Source organism: Candidatus Poriferisodalis sp., assembly GCF_965215815.1.
GTDB lineage: Bacteria > Actinomycetota > Acidimicrobiia > Acidimicrobiales > Poriferisodalaceae > Poriferisodalis.
This window is the reverse complement of sequence record NZ_CBDCEO010000013.1, coordinates 521,229-538,629: the sequence shown is the minus strand read 5'-3', so window position 1 is coordinate 538,629 and position 17,401 is coordinate 521,229. Positions and strand designations below refer to the sequence as shown.

The window sequence follows — 17,401 nt, the reverse complement described above, 5'->3', positions numbered from 1 at the left end:
CTCGATGGTCAGAATGCTGCGCGGTGCGTCCTGGCTAGAAGCCGCTGAATTCGAAGGCGTTGATAAAGCCGTCGCCAACCAGGACGCGCCCGACGGTGCCGTCATCCTTCTCGGCGACCTGCCACACAGCGATCGCTGACTTGCAAGCAGATGTTGAGGCCGGCCAGGGCTCTTGGCCGCACTGATGATTCGGGCCGAACCAGCCGGGCGTCTCACCGGCGTTCCTGAAGGCGTGGAGCACCGATTCGCCGGTGATCGGACCGTCGATCGTCTCAAGGATGATCTCGATAGCACGCCACGAGGAATACGGTGCAACGGCGAAGCCTTCGATGTGGTTCTCGTATCCGGCTGCGGTCATCAGGTCGGCGTACTCGGCGAGCTGCGCCTGGATCTCGGGCGACGCGAATTCAGCCGTTGACGGGAAGAACACGTCGCTCTGGGTGTACGTGCCGATCGAGGCCGCACCCAGAACGGGGATGTAGAAGCTGCACGAGCCGGCGAACACCGGCTTGTCGTAACCGCTGGCCGCAGCGGCACCGACCATGCCGATGCAGCCGGGCTCGGTGAGCTGGCCCCAGATGCCTTCAACGCCCGCTGCTTGTGCCGTGGCGACCGCCGCTGTCCAGTCAGGAGCAGCAGGGTCGACCACGACACGCACAAACTCGATCCCGTGGTGTGCGAGCACCGGGGCGCCGATCGCGTCGATGAACGCCAAACCTGCCGGCGTTTCTTCCATGATGACGGCGATGTGGTTGATGCCGAGATCGCTAAACGTCTTTGCCGGGCCGACCGCATAGGCACCGGCGGGCGAGTGCAGGAGGAACGAGCCCGGGCTGTTCTGTTCGGTGAGACCCCACGCGTGAGACGAGATGTAGGGGATGCCAGCCTCGACCCACAGGTTGATCGCGGCCTCCGACGCCACCTCGATGCCCATGTAGGCGAACACAACGTCTGCTTCGATCAGTCGGTTGGCGCAGTTGATGGCGCTTTCAGGCGTGCCATCGGACAGGCAGACCTCGGTCTCGATCATCGCCCCATTGATGCCGCCGTTGTCGTTGATGAACCCGATGGCCACTTCGCCGCCGGTGCGGAACTCGGGCAGCGCGAACGCCGCGCCCTCGTTGTTCACGTAGCCAATCTTGAGGACTTCGCCCGTGCGGTCGATGGCAGCCATGTCGTCGCCGGAGTCGTCGGCCATGTCGTCGTCGGCCATGTCGTCGCCGGAGTCGTCGGCCATGTCGTCGTCGGCCATGTCGTCGCCGGAGTCGTCGGCCATGTCGTCGTCGGCCATGTCGTCGTCGGCCATGTCGTCGTCATCGTCCATGTGACCGTCGTCGTCGGCCATGTCGTCGTCCGCTGCGGTGGCTGCATGGGCGTCGTCGGCCGCGTCGTCGTCTGAGTCACCGCATGCGGCGGCAACAAGGCCGAACGCAAAGAGCAGAGCAAGCAGTCGAAGCAGTGGTGATTTCATGGAGTCCCCGATCCCAGTCCATCCGCCCGACTCGGTGCCGACGGCGGCTCCGGCGTAGCAAAACGCTGCGCTGGACAAACTTGGGTGATCCTATGCCACTGCGCGCCCGGCCGCCGTCGGTGCTTTCAGCTATCCGCCGCCATGGTGAAAGAGTCAGGCGGAAGCGGACAGGACAGCCATGATGGCTGTCTTCATGCTGGGTGCCCACGACAAGGACTGGTTCCGAGGCGTTTATTCCGAGACGTACCGGCCGTTGCTGGCGTACGCGCGTCGCCGGGTGGACCACGCAACCGCCGATGAGGTCGTCGCCGACACGTTCTTGACAGCGTGGCGCCGGCGCGACGACGTTCCCGACGGCTCCGAACGGCTGTGGCTGTTTGGCGTGGCCCGCAACATGATCCGCAATGCTGCACGCTCGAATAGGCGGCGCCAGGCAGCGCAGCTTCGGCTGCGCTTTGCGAACCCGCCAGAGGCGATCGACAGTGTCGCCGATGCCGCTGATGACCGTTCGACACTGCTGCGAACGGCACTGGGTTTCTTGTCCGAGGCCGATCGCGAGGTGCTCATGCTCGTGGCATGGGAGGAACTCAGCCATGCCGAGATCGGACAGGTTCTGGGCATCTCGGCCAACGCCTCGGCGATCCGTGTCCACCGCGCTCGCAAACGGCTCGCGGCGCGCCTTGAGCACCTCGACCACTCAGGGGCGGGCGAATCGAACGTGAAAGAGCTGCGCCAACGCGGACAGGCAGCCCTCGAACGGCCCGATGAGCATCAAACAGAGCGGCCCGACGACGATTCGGCAAGGAAGGCGCAATGACTGACACCGATATCCACGACGATCTGCTCGATGAGCTGCGCCGAGCCAACCCGGCCGACGTCGATTCGCTCGCATCGGCAACCGATCCGGACCCGGCGCGGACGCTGGAGAGAATCCTGGCGGATACCGAAGATGCACCTGCACCCGGTCGAGCGGCTCCCAGCCTGTCGCCATTCGGATCGCCCGCTCGTCCGCGGTGGATCAATGCCGCTGCTGCAGCCGTCGTGGTCGCTCTCGTAGCAGCGACGACGGTCGTTGTCTACGACACAGGCACCGGCCGCGACGCGACTGCTGCCGTGCACCAGGCTGTCGAGACCACGATCGGTGTGAGCGACTCCGCTACCTCGCAGACGACGGTCACGTTCGACTTCGACGACTTCGCTGAACCGTGGGAATTGACCATCGAGGCGACGTCTTCGGGCGGGAACTTCCAGTACCGGATGACGCCTGGACCGGCGATGCCAGAAATGGGCATCCCACAGATGGACTCCTACACCGAGGTCATCGTCGACGGTCAGGCGTACCGCTCGGCTGCGGAGGGACCATGGGAGGGTCCCGTTCCGGTCGCATCGGAGCCAGATGCTCCGGGCTCCGGCGGACCCATCCAGTCAAACCTGACGTTCGGCGTCGCGATCGACGATCTTGGAGGTCTCTACGACTTCGTAGGCGTGGGCGACGAGAACCTCGATGGGCTCGCCGTGGCTCACTACCGCACCCACACCACGCCTGCCGGTGCAGGGGCAGGCTTCCTGATGTCGCTCGGCATGTTCATGATGATGACGAGCCAGGAGCCGGCCACTCAGCTCGACAGCATCCAGCTCGACGTCTGGGTCGATGGTGACGATCTCATCCGACGGGTGAGCTACAGCGCCACCATCGACGGCACCGGCACCTTCAGTGTCGTCACGAATTGGGCTGACTTCGGCGAGGCCCCGCCGATCACGGCGCCGGTCAACTGAGCCGCACCATCGTCGGGAGCCCGACAAAGCAGCATGGGCGGCCGTTTTCCGCGACTGCAATGATGACCCCCTGATGTGCCAGTGCGATGGGCCGGCACCGCAAGGGGGACAGGTCATGGAGATCCACGGGACGTGCAATGAGGGCTTCGAGGCGGTTCGAGACGCCTTCGAGCAGAACTTCGCCGAAGGTCTTGAAGTTGGTGCGGCCGCGGCCGTGACCGTCGACGGCGAGTCCGTCGTGGACATCTGGGCCGGTGACGCTGGCCCCAGCGGCGAGCCGTGGGAGCGGGACACGATCGTCAACGTGTACTCGACCACCAAGACCATGGCGGCGACAGCGATGCTGGCGCTCGCCGACAGGGGCGAGTTGGACTTCGACGCTCCTGTGTGCCAGTACTGGCCCGAGTTCGCACAGAACGGCAAAGAGGGCGTGCTGGTCCGCCACGTCATGTCGCACACAGCGGGGCTGCCCGGGTACGTGCCGCCGGTGACCGCCGCCGACCTGTACGACCTCGACGCCATCGCCGCCCAGCTGGCAGCCCGGGAATTGTGGTGGGAGCCGGGCACCAAGTCGGGCTATCACGCCGTCACCCAGGGCAACCTCGAGGGTGAGATCATGTACCGCATCACCGGCAAGCGCATGGCTGACTGGTTCCGCGACGAGATTGCCGAGCCGCTGGGCGCTGACTTCCACATGAGCCTGCCGGAATCAGAGGATCACCGGATGGGTGAGTTGATCCCGCCGGTCGTGCTTCCCGGGGATCTCGAGATGAACGGAGTCAAGGTCGAAATGGACTCGGTCTGTGCCCAGACGCTGATGAGCTGCCTGCTGGATGCCACCGAGCCGCAGACGCGTGAATGGCGGGACGCAGAGATCCCCGCCGCGGGCGGCATTGGCAATGCCCGCTCGATTGCCCGGATTCATTCGATGCTGGCATGCGGTGGCGAGGTGGACGGCGTCCGGATCATGTCCGAGGCCGGGGCCCGCAAGGCGCTCGAAGAGCAGATCGACAACGTCGACGACGTGCTGTACATGCGGCTGCGCCACGGCATCGGCTTCGCCCGCGACCTCGAAGGCTGGGTGACCTCACCCAACCCGAACCACATGTTCTGGGGCGGCTGGGGCGGTTCGATTGCCCTGGTCGACTTTGACGTGCGGGCATCGGTTGCCTACGTGATGAACAGCATGGTGGGCACCATCACGGGCGATCCGAGAGGCAACCGCATCGTGGATTCTGCGCTCGCCAGCGTCGCCGCTGCCGGCTGATCAGCCCAACGGCCAACAGTCTTCAGCAAGACACAGGAGCCGCCATGCGCTTCAGCATTTTCTACGAGCATCAATTGCCGCGCCCGTGGGATGACGGCGCCGAGGCTCGGGTAGTCCACGAGGCCCTCGAACAGGTGCAGCTCGCCGACAAGCTCGGCTTCAACACGGTGTGGGAGGTGGAGCACCACTTCTTGGAGGAGTACTCGCACTCATCGGCACCCGAAGTGTTCTTGGCCGCGTGCGCCGCGACCACGCAGAACATCCACATCGGCCACGGCATAGTGCCGGTGCTGCCTGGCTACAACCATCCGGCAAGGGTTGCCGAGCGCATCTCGACGCTCGACATCATCTCGAATGGTCGGGTCGAGTTCGGCACCGGCGAGACGTCGAGCGACATGGAGCTGCTGGGCTTCGAGATCGAGCGGGCCGATAAGCGCTCGATGTGGGAAGAGGCGCTGCCGGAGATTGCCAAGATGATGTCCCAGGAGCCCTATGAGGGGCATACCGGCAAGTTCTTCTCGATGCCGGCCCGCAACGTGGTGCCCAAGCCCACCCAGCGTCCGCACCCACCGATCTGGGTGGCGTGCAGCCAGCGCGACACGATCCTGATGGCGGGCAGCCGCGGCATCGGGGCGCTGAGCTTCGCGTTCATCAACCCTGACGAAGCGAAGCAGTGGGTTGCCGACTACTACGCGGCGTTCGAGGCCTGCACTGATCCGGTGGGTTTGGCGCCGAACCCGAACATCGCGGTGACGACGGGTTTCCTGTGCCACCAGGACGAGCAAACGGCGCTGGACCGTGGTCTCGATGGTTTCCACTTCTTTGCTTACTCGCTGCTGCACTACTACCAATTCGGCACCCACACGCCGGGACGCACCGACATCTGGACCGAGTTCGAGCAAAACCGTGCCGAGATGGGCTTCGAGAAACTGAACGCCCAGGTCGATGAAGCCCGTGCCGACGACGGCACGGGCATCGAGGAAGGCGGGTTGGACTCGCTGCGGGGCTGCATCGGCACGCCCGATCAGATTCGCGACTTCGTGCGCGCCTACGAAGACGCCGGGGTCGACGAGTTGATCTTCGTGAGCCAGGCGGGCCGGAACCGCCACGAGGACATCTGCGAGTCGATGGAGCTGTTCGCCCGGGAAGTCATGCCCGAGTTCGCCGAGCGTGCCCCCGAACGCGAGGCCAGAAAGCGTGAGCGCTACGCGGAGACCATCGAGCGGCTCCAGAACTTCCACAACATCGACTTGGCCCCACGCCTGGAGCTGGCTGTCCCGGCCAACCCCAGCGTCTAACCCTCGGCGAGGCTTGTTCGCTGGAGGCGTTTGCGGGCGCGGCCGCGGGTGGTGGCGTCGAAGACCGTCTTGCGGATGCGAATGGCGTTTGGGGTCACTTCGACGCATTCGTCGTCGCCGATGAATTCCAGCGCTTGCTCGAGCGACAGGACACGAGGCGGCGTCAGGCGAATGGTGTCGTCGGAGGCAGCGGCGCGGACATTGGTCTGCTTCTTCTCGCGGCAGATGTTGACGTCCATGTCCTCGGAGCGCGGGTTCTCGCCGATGACCATGCCTTCGTAGACCTCGTCACCGGGTGCCACGAACAGCGACGCCCGTTCTTGCACAGCAGCCACGGCGTAACCAGTGACCGAGCCTTTGCGGTCGGCGACGATCGATCCCGAGTGGCGGGTGCGAAGCTCACCGAGCCACGGTGTGTAGCCCTCGAACACGTTGGCCATGAGGCCGGTGCCCCGCGTCTCGGTCAGGAATTCGGTACGGAAACCGATGAGGCCCCGTGCCGCCACGATGTAATCCAGCCGCACCCAGCCGGTGCCGTGGTTGGACATGGCGACCATGTCGGCCTTGCGCTCGCCCAGTAGCTGGGTAACCGCCCCGACGAAGCTCTCGGGGATGTCGATGGTGACGCGCTCGGTGGGCTCGTGGAGCTTTCCGTCGATGGTGCGGGTCACCACCTTGGGCTTGCCCACGGTCATCTCGAAGCCCTCGCGGCGCATGATCTCCACCAGCACTGCCAACTGAAGCTCGCCACGTCCCTGGACTTCCCAGGTGTCGGGCCGCTCGGTGTCCAGCACCCGCACCGACACGTTGCCGATCAGCTCGGCGTCGAGGCGGTTGTCAATGAGGCGGGCGGTGACCTTGTCGCCGTCGAGACCTGCCATCGGGGAGGTGTTGATGCCGATCGTGATGGACAGGCTCGGCTCGTCCACGGTGATGAGGGGCAGCGGCTCGGGGTTGGCCAATTCGGCGAGCGTTTCGCCGATGGTGATGTCCTCGATGCCCGAGATGGCGATGATCTCTCCGGCGCTGGCCTCGTCGGCGTCCACGCGATCGAGGCTCTCGGTGACGTACAGCTCGTTGATCTTGGCTGTGGTGGTCGTGCCGTCAGTGCGGCACCACGCCACGCTCTGGCCACGCTTGATGGTGCCGTGCATGACCCGGCACATTGCGATGCGCCCCACGTAGGGACTGGAGTCGAGGTTGGTGACCCACGCCTGAAGCGAGTGCTCGGGGTCGTACAAGGGAGCGGGCACAGTCTCGAGCAGCGTCTCGAACATCGGGCGCAGATCGGTGCCTGGCTGGCCGAGGTCGAGCGTCGCTGTGCCCTGGCGGGCGTTGGTGTACACGATCGGGAAGTCGATCTGGTCGTCGGTTGCGTCGAGGTCCAAGAACAGCTCGTACACCTCGTCGACGACCTCAGCGATGCGGGCGTCGGACCGGTCGATCTTGTTGATCACTAGCACGACAGGCAGTTGCAGCTCCAGTGCCTTGCGCAGCACGAAGCGCGTCTGCGGCAGCGGCCCCTCGCTGGAATCCACCAGCAGCAGGACGCCGTCCACCATCGTCAGGGCGCGCTCCACCTCGCCGCCGAAGTCGGAGTGGCCCGGCGTGTCGACGATGTTGATCTTGGTTTCCTTGCCGCTGTCGCGCACGTAGCGCACAGCGGTGTTCTTGGCCAGGATCGTGATGCCCTTCTCGCGTTCGAGGTCCATCGAGTCCATGACCCGTTCGGCAACCGTCTCGTTGGAGCGAAAGGCCCCCGACTGCCACAGCATGGCGTCGACCAGCGTGGTCTTGCCGTGGTCCACATGGGCGATGATCGCCACGTTGCGCAGGTCTGCGCGCGCAACAAGATTCTCGGTTGCGGACATGGCGAGCCTCGCTGGAAGAGGGTTCCGGCGCAAGATTCGGCGTGCGGACTCACCACGGATGAGTGCAGCCGATGACTCCGGGTGCCGCGCAGGTTCTCAACGCACCCAGAGATCGTGGTTGCTGCTGGACAAGAGGACCCAGCAGAGCTGAACTCTACGGGTGCAACCGTCCTCAGCGGCCAGCCGCTGGTTCGGGCTTCTGCGTGCCGAGTCGCCAGGTGACACCTATGTCGGTGTGTATGAGGTCGTGTGCACGTGATGCGGGCGGGTCGCCTTCGTGTCAGGCTCAACCAGTCACACGAATCGGAACTCGACGTCGTCGCTTGGGTACGCAGAGTCGCCTATGCGGTGCTAGGTGTGTCGCCTTCAGGTTCGGCATCGCGGCTTGGCTCGATGAGTGCCAATTCTGTGCGGGCGTGGAGTTCGAATGCTTGATGGGCGAATCGGAGCCGTCCGCGGCCAGCCGGCAGGACCATGCCGGCATCGAGCGCCCGTCGGCGATAGGCGTTGACCGTGTTCGCCGTCCATCCGAGGCGAGCGGCCAGTGCCTGCACGTCGACGGTGCCGCCCAAGGCGCACATCGCCAGAGCGAACGCTCGGTCTTTGGCTGACAGGCCGACCCAGACCGGCTCGACGAGCTGCTGCACCATGGCATCGTTCGCGGCACTGATCGCAGCACTCATATCTGTCGCAGACACGCCGACGCGCAGGTCGGCGGCACGCTCCCAGGCCGCATAGCCGATGTGCTGGATCATGAACGGATAGCCGACTGCAGCCTCGATGCCGGCTTCGAGGGCAGCGTCGGCCATGACCACGCCGGCGGCAGCAAACGGCTCTCGCAGTGCGTAGCGCGCTTCGTCGTCGCTGAGGCTGGATGTCTCGGCGCGTGCGCAACGGTGGAAGAAGGTCATGCCCGGATCGGACATCAACGTTCGAGCGATGTCAGTCAGGCCGCATCCCACGAACATCAGCGGCCGCTCCTCACGGCGTGTCACATGCTGCAAGATGGAGGCGACTGGCCGCAGCGCTTCGGCCGTGCTGGCCTGCATCTCATCGATGGTGAGCATGACCCCAGCCCCGTGAGCGGATGCCTGATCGGCCAGGTCGGTAATGACGCTGCGCAGATCGCCCGCATGGGGCAATGCCACCGGCCTGCCGTGCCTCCCCGTCGCAAGTTGCGATGCCTCGCTCGCGAATCCCGGCGCGGTCGTGGCCCATGAGCTGGGACGCTCCAGTTCATGGACCCGCAGCATCACGTTGCCCGCGAGGTTGGGCCCGTCCGAGCCAGCGACCTGCACAACCGCCCATCCCTTCGATGTCGCCTCGCGGGTGGCGACATCGAGCAACACCGTCTTGCCGGTGCCTCGACGACCGGTCACCACCAGGGTGTAGTCAGGGTGCCGCGGTCCGCTGTCCATCGCCGCAGAAATGCGCCCCAGCACTCCCGACCGGCCTGCCAACACGGGCGGTGCCGTGCCGAACGTCGGGGTGAAGGGGTTCGAAGCCTCCATCGAGCCTCCTGCTCACTCGTGCCGACTATGAGGTTCTACAATATAGAGCTTCATAGTCGCAACTCAGCCGCCCGAGGTCACCTCGCTTGACGATCCCTCCGCAAACGCGGCATCCGTAACGCCACATTTGATGCATTGAAGTTGCTCCAAATGACGCATTGATGAGCTGAACGCCATTGGCGAGACTGGTAGTGAGACCGCTTCTTGTAGCCCCAAGTCTCCACAAACTGTAGGCCGAGAAGCCCACAGACTGTAGGCCCAATGCCCCCTCTAGAGCACGCCGTCCCAGAGATTGATCTCCGCGGCTGCGGGGCTGTTGGCGACGCGGCATTCGTCGTCGAAGAGCATCGTCGGGCGATTGCTCGCATCCCAGCGCGGCCAGTCGGGCAGGCCACTGTGGTTGGGATTGCCGTCGGTGGCGAACCGGACCCATGCGTCGTGCGTGGCCGCGATCAGGTCGGCCGGCGGGTTGTTGCCGACGAATCCGCGGCCCATGTCGTTGTCGGCCTGATCGAATGCGAACGGCACCTCGATGAAGTGGTGCGCTCCCCATTCGCCGTCGCGCTCAGGGTTGTCCCAGTCGAATCGGTACAGCCACAGGTCCGAGTTGTGCGCGGCTTGGGCATCGGCCATGCGAATTGCGGGCACGGTGAACATGCGGTCGGTCTCGATGGCCGCTGCCAGCTCGTGCGGAGGGGCGCCGGGCCGGTTCTCGCTGTAGAGCTGCAACGCCGCGTCGCCGTCCTTGCCGGCCATGCCGAACACCGCTCCCACGGTGGCTTGCACGAGTTCTTCGTTGAACATCTCCTTGAGGTCGACCACGAAGATCAGCGCTTCTTCCTTGGTCGAGCCGACCATGACCGAGACATCGGTTGCCGAGCCAGCAGCGATCGCGTCGATCGGCCGCTGTGGCAATTCCTCGGTGAAGTACACGGGCTGGAAGGCCATCGGCACCGCCGCTGCCTCGCGGTACTTCACCGGGTCTCGTGTCGCGCCCAGATCGTCGGTGATCGCGATCTGTGCAGCCAACAGATCGTCGTTGCTGACCGCTGCGAGCGCTGCGGTGTCGCCCGGTCTCACACCGACCGCGTCCAGCACGTAGCCGCCGATGAGCGATGTCGTGTCGGCGCTGAGGCCGTTGTGGGCGGCACCGCTCTGGGGAATGGCGGCCCGAAACAGGCCCTTCGCCGCGGGCATCGCCATCAGCGTCGAGCAGCTCATACCGCCGGCGGATTCGCCGGCGATCGTGACTTTGCCGGGATCGCCGCCGAAAGCAGCGATGTTCTCCTGCACCCAGCGCAGCGCCGCGATCTGGTCGAGCATGCCGATGTTGCCTGACTGAGCCAGTGCGGGGAAGTGGTTGGCCAGGTTCCAGTATCCCTGCACGCCGAGGCGGTAGTTGATCGTCACGCAGACGACGCCATCGCGGGCAAAGGCTGCGCCGTTGTACACGTCGTCCACGCCGCTGCCGGCGTAGAAGGCACCGCCGTGGATCCACACCAGCACCGGCATGCCGCCTGCTGTGGGGTCCGGCGTCCACACGTTCAGCCGCAGGCAGTCGTCACCGGCGGGATTCGGCGGCGTGCCGAGCTCGCCGAAGATGCCGGGCATGGGCTGCTGCAATGCCACAGGTCCGAAGGCCGAGGCGTCGCGCACGCCGTCCCAACCGGCTGGCGCGACTGGCGGCCGGAAGCGCAGGTCGCCCACCGGAGGCGCCGCATAGGGAATGCCCTTGTAGGCGTGGACGCCCTGGTCGTCAGCACCAGCCAGTCGTCCTGAGGTGATCGCTACTTCTGCAGCCATGTCGGCCCCTCCTTTGTGTGCGGGGCTGCCCCCGCGGAACTGTCCCGGCGATCCTCCACGCCAAGCCAGCGGCGAGGATCGTATGGTTTCGAGGCTCACACTATGCGCGCGCTCTCAATCGGATTGCGCCGTGGCGGGCTCCCGAACCACTCGTCGGGCAATCAGCTCGTCCACGACATCAGGCGCGTATCCCAACACATCGGTCAGGACCTCGAATGTGTGCTCGCCGAGCAGGGGTGCCGGGCGACGCAGTCCGTTGGGGCCGTCCCTCAAGCGCCAGGGGACGCCGGGCACCACACGTTCTCCGGTGAGCGGGTGACGAGGCCGTTCGAGCATCCCGATGGCTTCGAAGTGGACGTCGCCGGTCCACAGCTCGTGCGATGAAAGCGAGGGGAATGCGGTCACGCCGACGGCCTGCAGCTCTTCGGTGATTTGCCAGCGATCTCGTGTCTTGGTCCACGCCGAGATTTCCGCGTCCAGTTCGGCCTCGTTCCGCTTGCGATCCGCAGCGTCTGCGAATCCCGGCCGATGCGCGAGGCCGGGGTCCACGACTGCACACAACGAATGCCACATGCGCTCGTCGGTGCAGGCGATCGAGACCCATTGATCGGGGCCTCGGGCCCGGTAGCAGTTGTGGGGCGACCAGATCGGGTCGTGGTTGCCGATGGGAGCCGGCGATCGGCCTTCGGTCAGGTACTGCATCCAGCCTTCACCGACGGTGGCCGCGACGGCTTCCGCCATAGCGACGTCGATCGTGGCGGCGATGCCGCTGCGACGGCGAGCGGCGAGCGATGCCACCACCGCCCATGCAGCGGTGATCCCCGTGCACGGATCACCGATGGCTACACCGGTCTCGAACGCGGGACCGCCCTCGTAGCCGTTGGAGGCGTACAGCCCCGCGAGTGCTCCGCCAGCAGGTCCATACGCCACATATTCCGCACAGGGGCCGGTGCTTCCATAACCGGACAGCGAGGCGATGACGACGTCTGGGTTGATTGCACGCAATTGCTCGGTACCGAACCCGAGTCGATCCATGACACCGACGCCGAAATTGTCAATGACCACGTCGCTGACGGCGACGAGCCGTGCAACGACCTCCGCGGCGTCCGCATGGGACAAGTCGATGCTGACACTGCGCTTGTCGGTGTTGTAGATCTGAAACAAGCCCGAGGTGTCATGCGACGGCGGGCTGTCGGGCGGACTCAGCGGCAGCCGTCGGAACATGCACAGATGATCGGGAGACTCGAGCTTGATGACGTCAGCGCCGAGGTGGGCCAAAACCTGGGTGCAGAAGGGACCGGCCCAGATCCAGGTGAAGTCGCAGACCCGCACTCCCTCCAGCGGACGGCGCCCCGGAGCTGTTGCCGCGGTGCTGCTGGTACCCGCGGCGGTATCGGCATGGTCGACGACGGCCGTTCTGTGGCGCCAGCCTTCGCCTTCGTGGGCACCGGCGTCCGGTGCTTCCGCGGCGAGATTCCACCACGGTTGATCGATCTGGAAACCCGGTCCCGGCAGTTTCAGCCCGTCGGGCGTTGTGGCGAAGAACCCGCGCTCGGCAAAGTGGTCATCGGCTTCAAGCTGGGCCATCGTGTTCACCGGTGTCACGGCTATACGCGCAGCCTGGGCGGCGTGGTAGATGTCGTCGACGTGCTGGTCGGCAAACCACTCCGCGAGATACATGTTGACGACATCGGAGTTCTGAGTTCGATCAGGTCCCGTGGCGAACACATCGAGTGATGCCCACTCGGGGGATCCCATGAGTTCGACAAACGACTCCCATTGGGATTGCTCGGGACAAATGAGCTGCAGCAGCCCGTCAGCGCATTGGAAAATTCCCCAAGGCACCACCGTGCGAGTGCCGAGCCGGGAGGCCTCCACGCCCAAGAACGAGACTGCGGCAGGAGCGACTTCGGTGATCTTGGCCGCCGCGGCGACGGCCGAGAAATCGATGTGCTCGCCCTGGCGGCTCACGGCGGCTCGCTCCACTGCCGCGAGGGCCACGATCGCGGCGACGGTGGCCACGTTGATGTTGGCGTGATGGCCCGGCGCCTTCAGCGGCGGCAGGTCTGGATCGGTGGCACCACCCGGTGACAGATTCCCCCAACTGGACGCGTGAATGGCGTTGATCTCGGCGGCCTCGTAGTGCGCGTAGGGCCCGGTGAGCCCGAACGGGGTGATGGCAAGCACGACGAGCTGGCTGTTGTGCCGCGTCAGGTCAGCCAGCTCGCGGCGATCGTGAATCACCAAGTCGGCGCTGCCGATCAGGTCATCGGTCAATGACAGGACGGAACGCTTGTTGGAGTTCAGCCATCGGTGGACATCGTGGGGACGCGATCGGACCACGTCGTTCCCGTCCTCAACGCGTATGACATCGGCGCCCAGATCGGCAAAGAGCTTCGCTGCCCAGGCAACCCCCACGCTTCCAGCAAGCTCCAGCACCCGCACATGAGCCAGTCCGGCATTGGGCAGTGCGGGCGTCGTCTGACGAGACGGCATCGATGCTTCTGCCGCCATGCCTAACCCCCTCGCGAACTCGGTCGGGTTGTGCTGTGGTGTGCACCCGGCGGGGTCGCTCGCTCTCCCCCCGTGAGCAGACGGGCCCCGCCGGAATGCCGTGCGAGCGATGCTAGGCGCGAGGTCCCAAGAGCCGCAGCGCCCGTCGGGCGGGCACCGGCAACCAGTGCTGAGCGGCCTCGCTCGACGGCCCGGAACTAGCGTGCGGGCGCTTATGGATGGACGGGGGGCGAGGGGAGAGTGGCGTCGGGTGCTGCTCTACCTCGGCGGCATGATGGGGCCGCTCGGCACCTTCGTGATGCTGCCGATGATCCCAGAGTTGCGCCACCTTCTCGGTCACGACGGGCCAGATCGGGTGGGCGTTGTGGTGCTACCTGCTGCCGTTCGCGGGACTCTTGCTGGTGTCGGGCACGATTGCCGACCGCTGGGGCCGAGCCCGGGTATTGCGCCCTGCCGTTGCGCTGTACGCGGTAGCGACCGCTGCGTGCGCCGTGGCGCCTTCGTACCTGTGGTTTCTGGCGGCCCGGGTCGGACAAGGCTCGATGAACGCGTTCATCACGCCGCTGCTGCTGGCGACATTGACCGAGACGGCACCATCGGGTCGCATCGGTCGGATCGTTGGCCGCTACGCAGCATGTCAAGCGCTCGGACAGCTGGCCGCCCCGGTTGTGGGCGGCTACGGCGCCGATGTGAACTGGCGCTTGGCCTATGTGGCGACGGCCGTCATCGGTGCGGCCATTGCGTTGCTGCTGCCGAACGCCGCCGATGACGGCGCATCAGATCCGCTCCAGGCGTTGAGCTCACCGCCTCGCCTGCGTTCCCTGCTTCGCCGCCCGACGCTTCTGCTCGCGGCCACCGCGTTGCTGAGTGCACTTGGACCCGTCGGGGCAAGGGTCCTGGTCGGTTTGAGTGGCCGCGATGTCATCGGATTGACGGGTTCACAGGTCGGCTGGCTCTTGTTCGGCGGAGGATTGGCCGGCATGTTTGCTGCACCAACGTGGGGGATCATGCTCGACCGCTTGGGCGGGAGACAAGCGGCCACCATCGCGATTGCTGTCTGCTCGGGACTCGTGGCGCTGCTCCCCGCCGCACAGACGACATGGTCGCTGGCGATCTTGTGGTTCGTCACCGGTGCCGCGACGCAGTCCGTGGTGGTCAGCTTCCAGTCGCTCGCCTCGGTTGCTGCCCCCGACAACCGTGCCGGCGCGCTGTCGTTCACCCTGTCGCTTCGATTCGGGGGTCACGCGCTGGGCGCGGTCATCTGGCTGCCGGTTTTTTCGGCCAGCCCGACCGCGGCCTATCTCGGCTCGGCGGCGGTCGGCGGTCCATCGTGGCCGTGTTGGCCAGCCGGCTGGACACCAGCGGCCAGCCCTGAACCGCGGGCGACGACATTGCGATCCCGGCAAATTGCTTTGCCCTGTGAGCTGACCCCATGACTAGCTTCACGCGGTCCGAATGAGCGGCTGGCAGACCGAGGAGGCACTGATGCCTCAGCGACCACGGCACACCAATCAAGATTACGATCGCTGTTGCGAGAAGCAAGACCGCGGTTGGCGGGTGAAGAAGATGAAGAAGCACTTCTTGGCGCTGTGCCCATGCGACTGCCAGTGCGTCGTTACAGTTGGGTCCACACCCTCAGACCGGCGAGGCATCAAGAACACCCGAGCGAAGTTCAACCGATGCAAGAGCGGGAGATGAGCGTGATGAGCAAGGCGAGCGGACCACATACCGAAGTGACGATCACCGGCACCCTCAGCCGTGTCGACGCTGACGGAGCTCGACCTCTCACGTACGACGAATTTGTCGATTTCGTGAGCGGCACGGCGGACCATCTCCACGACGACGACAGCCTCATAGATCCCATGGTGTCGGGGCAGGCCAGCACAGGGGAGCTCTCGATTTCCTTCGGAGTGCTCGTCTCGATCGGTGCACCCGAGCTCACAGGTCGCCTCTCGGAGATTCTCGACAGCCTCAACGACGCGCTCGGTCTTGTTTGGCCACACGACCCTGTACCGCGTTCCCGCGAGCGCGGCACGACGATGCTGAACCTGACAAGCCAGCACCTCGACGGGATCGACCTGCCGGCGTTCGCCTAGAACTACGACCCAGACGGCTGCCCGGAGGGCGTCAAGTGCCGCCAGACCCGTTCGGGGGTGCAGGGAAGGTCGACGTGGCGAACTCCCAAGTGCGACAGCGCATCCACCACCGCGTTCTGTACCGCCGGCGTGGCGCCGATGGTGCCGGACTCGCCGATGCCCTTGGCACCGAGCGGGGTTGCCGTCGTCGTCATAGACGAACACCTCGCCGAGTGCATGGGCGATGCCAGAGGCGACACCGCCATGCACCTGGCCTTCCACGATCATCGGGTTGACGATGACACCAGCGTCGTCGCACGTCACATGGCGCCGCGGGGTGACCTGTCCGGTATCACGGTCCACCTCCACGACTGAGAGCTGCACTCCGAACGGGAAGGTGGCCGCCGGTGGCTGGAAGTCGCTCTCGGCTTGCTTGGCCTGTTCGATCACCGCTTTCGCTGATTGGAAGACTGCGGCCCCGCCGGTCTGAAGCGAGCGGGAGCCACCAGTCCCACCGCCGCGCTTGACCTCGTCGGTGTGCCCGTGGCGCACTTCGATCCGCTCGATCGCCAAAGCGGCCTCCGGGCGCCCAGCTCCCCGGTACGCGCCCACCGGCGCAGTGTTCGTTGTAACGGAATTCGTGGACACCGCCACGTTCGGGATGTCGTACACGCCCGTCGCCATCGTGCGGACGAACATGGGCAGCAGTGACCCGATCATCGGGTAGGCGCCGGCGTCCTGCAGTGCGTCCACCTCGTATGCCGTCACGTTGCCGTCGCGGCTGCCCCCGAGGCGGCAGGTAAGGCGGGCCACCACGAAGTCTTCGACGTATTGGGCGTTCTTGGCGCCGAAGCCCCCGCCGACATCAGGCGTGATGACATGGACCTGGCTGGGCTCGAGCCCGCAGAACGCGGACATCGTGTCCCGGGTCTGGTGCGGGAACTGGGTGCAGGCCCAATAGGTGAGCCGCTGTGTGCCAGCGTCCCAGGAGGCAACCGCAGCACGAGGCTCGATGGGGGCTGCCGTCATCCGAGGGTTGCAAAACGCCAGTTCGACGGTGACCTCGCAGTCGGCGAAGGGATCCTGCCCGTTCTGTGGGCCCGACGGGATTGCGAACACCGTGTTGGTCTCGGCCTCGGGGAACAGCAGCCGTTCGTTGAGCGCAGACTCGGCGGTGTCCAGCAGCGGGTCGAGCGGTTCGTACGGTGAGGAGTTCAGGGTCTTCTTTGCGTTCTACGCGGGTGCCGATCATGCTCATGTGTGGGGAGATTCTCCGAATGCGGTGTCGTGTGATGATCAGGCGGCGAAACGGAACCGAGCTGCGGCCCCGGTTCGCGACGGCCGGAGAGTAGTCAGCGCTGACCGGTCAAGCTGCGTTGACGGGCCTCTCAAACCGTGTCGACCCAGATGTAGGCGAATTCTTCGCCTCTTGGCTCGACGGAGACGTGCACTTGCTGGCCGAGACTCGCCTCGCCCGGCTGCACGTCGCGCAGCGAACCGACCACGCGGGGCCCTTCGTCGAGTTCCACGACTGCGGTGATGTAGGGCAGCTCGTCGACCCAGCCTCTATCGACCGTGAAGTGGTTGACGGCCATGGAGTAGATGTGGCCACTGCCCGAAACGGGTGCGAAGTCGTAGTTGCGGCTGTGGCACGACGGGCAGTACCAGCGCTGCGGGTGGCGGAATTGCCCGCAGTCCGAGCATCGTTGAACACAGAGCGTTCCCGCTTCGAGGCACGCCAGGTGGAACTCAAGGTTGAGCCCCTCGGGCTTGGGCACGTACTTGCGGGCCGGCTTGGCAGTGGTCATCGCATCG

At 65.5% G+C, this 17,401-nt stretch carries 11 protein-coding genes and 3 pseudogenes; 6 read left to right on the top strand and 8 right to left on the bottom strand.

The annotated features are described in order from the left end of the window. Positions 1–34: 34 nt before the first annotated feature. Positions 35–1,471 carry an ABC transporter substrate-binding protein gene (locus ACOOHB_RS12285; RefSeq protein WP_420445128.1) on the bottom strand — a complete coding sequence of 479 codons (1,437 nt, stop codon included), beginning with the start codon at positions 1,469–1,471 and terminating at the stop codon, positions 35–37. A 181-nt stretch (positions 1,472–1,652) separates the two neighbouring features. On the opposite strand from ACOOHB_RS12285, the gene ACOOHB_RS12280 reads away from it, so the two are divergent. From ACOOHB_RS12280 to ACOOHB_RS12265, 4 genes are all read left to right on the top strand, one after another. After that, on the top strand, positions 1,653–2,288 hold the full coding sequence (locus ACOOHB_RS12280) for an RNA polymerase sigma factor (RefSeq protein ID WP_420445127.1): 636 nt from the start codon (positions 1,653–1,655) through the stop codon (positions 2,286–2,288). Then, positions 2,285–3,247: a hypothetical protein gene (locus tag ACOOHB_RS12275; RefSeq protein ID WP_420445126.1), complete on the top strand. Its 963-nt coding sequence runs from the start codon at positions 2,285–2,287 to the stop codon at positions 3,245–3,247. The genes ACOOHB_RS12280 and ACOOHB_RS12275 overlap by 4 nt, the downstream gene beginning before the upstream one ends. 115 nt (positions 3,248–3,362) lie before the next feature. Continuing rightward, positions 3,363–4,514 (top strand): serine hydrolase domain-containing protein, encoded by a 1,152-nt coding sequence (locus ACOOHB_RS12270; RefSeq protein ID WP_420445125.1) that lies wholly within the window; start codon positions 3,363–3,365, stop codon positions 4,512–4,514. Positions 4,515–4,558: 44 nt separating this feature from the next. Next, positions 4,559–5,812, top strand: a complete 1,254-nt coding sequence (locus ACOOHB_RS12265; RefSeq protein WP_420445124.1) for an LLM class flavin-dependent oxidoreductase — start codon at positions 4,559–4,561, stop codon at positions 5,810–5,812. On the opposite strand, the gene typA is transcribed toward ACOOHB_RS12265, so the two are convergent. The 4 genes from typA to ACOOHB_RS12245 all read right to left on the bottom strand — a co-directional run bounded on the left by typA (position 5,809) and on the right by ACOOHB_RS12245 (position 13,511). Continuing rightward, positions 5,809–7,683: a translational GTPase TypA gene (gene typA / locus ACOOHB_RS12260; protein WP_420445123.1), complete on the bottom strand. Its 1,875-nt coding sequence runs from the start codon at positions 7,681–7,683 to the stop codon at positions 5,809–5,811. The two genes, ACOOHB_RS12265 and typA, sit on opposite strands and share 4 nt — an antisense overlap. A 341-nt stretch (positions 7,684–8,024) precedes the next feature. After that, complete coding sequence (locus tag ACOOHB_RS12255; protein ID WP_420445122.1) at positions 8,025–9,194, bottom strand: ATP-binding protein; 1,170 nt, start codon at positions 9,192–9,194, stop codon at positions 8,025–8,027. A 270-nt stretch (positions 9,195–9,464) separates the two neighbouring features. After that, positions 9,465–10,997, bottom strand: a complete 1,533-nt coding sequence (locus tag ACOOHB_RS12250) for a carboxylesterase/lipase family protein (RefSeq protein ID WP_420445121.1) — start codon at positions 10,995–10,997, stop codon at positions 9,465–9,467. A gap of 114 nt (positions 10,998–11,111) precedes the next feature. Beyond that, a complete protein-coding gene (locus ACOOHB_RS12245) occupies positions 11,112–13,511 on the bottom strand; it encodes a CoA transferase (RefSeq protein WP_420445120.1) in 2,400 nt (799 codons plus the stop codon). A gap of 341 nt (positions 13,512–13,852) precedes the next feature. Between ACOOHB_RS12245 and ACOOHB_RS12240 the strand changes: the two are divergent. After that, positions 13,853–14,947: pseudogene (locus ACOOHB_RS12240) on the top strand (MFS transporter); the annotation flags it as partial. 267 nt (positions 14,948–15,214) lie between these two features. Further along, complete coding sequence (locus ACOOHB_RS12235; RefSeq protein WP_420445119.1) at positions 15,215–15,607, top strand: hypothetical protein; 393 nt, start codon at positions 15,215–15,217, stop codon at positions 15,605–15,607. A gap of 2 nt (positions 15,608–15,609) precedes the next feature. Here ACOOHB_RS12235 and ACOOHB_RS12230 read toward each other — a convergent pair. The 3 genes and pseudogenes from ACOOHB_RS12230 to ACOOHB_RS12220 all read right to left on the bottom strand — a co-directional run. After that, positions 15,610–16,153: pseudogene (locus ACOOHB_RS12230) on the bottom strand (molybdopterin cofactor-binding domain-containing protein); the annotation flags it as partial. A gap of 48 nt (positions 16,154–16,201) precedes the next feature. Further along, a pseudogene (locus ACOOHB_RS12225) lies at positions 16,202–16,705 on the bottom strand (molybdopterin cofactor-binding domain-containing protein); the annotation flags it as partial. Positions 16,706–16,974: 269 nt separating this feature from the next. Beyond that, a complete protein-coding gene (locus ACOOHB_RS12220) occupies positions 16,975–17,394 on the bottom strand; it encodes a Zn-ribbon domain-containing OB-fold protein (protein ID WP_420445118.1) in 420 nt (139 codons plus the stop codon). Positions 17,395–17,401: the final 7 nt, after the last annotated feature.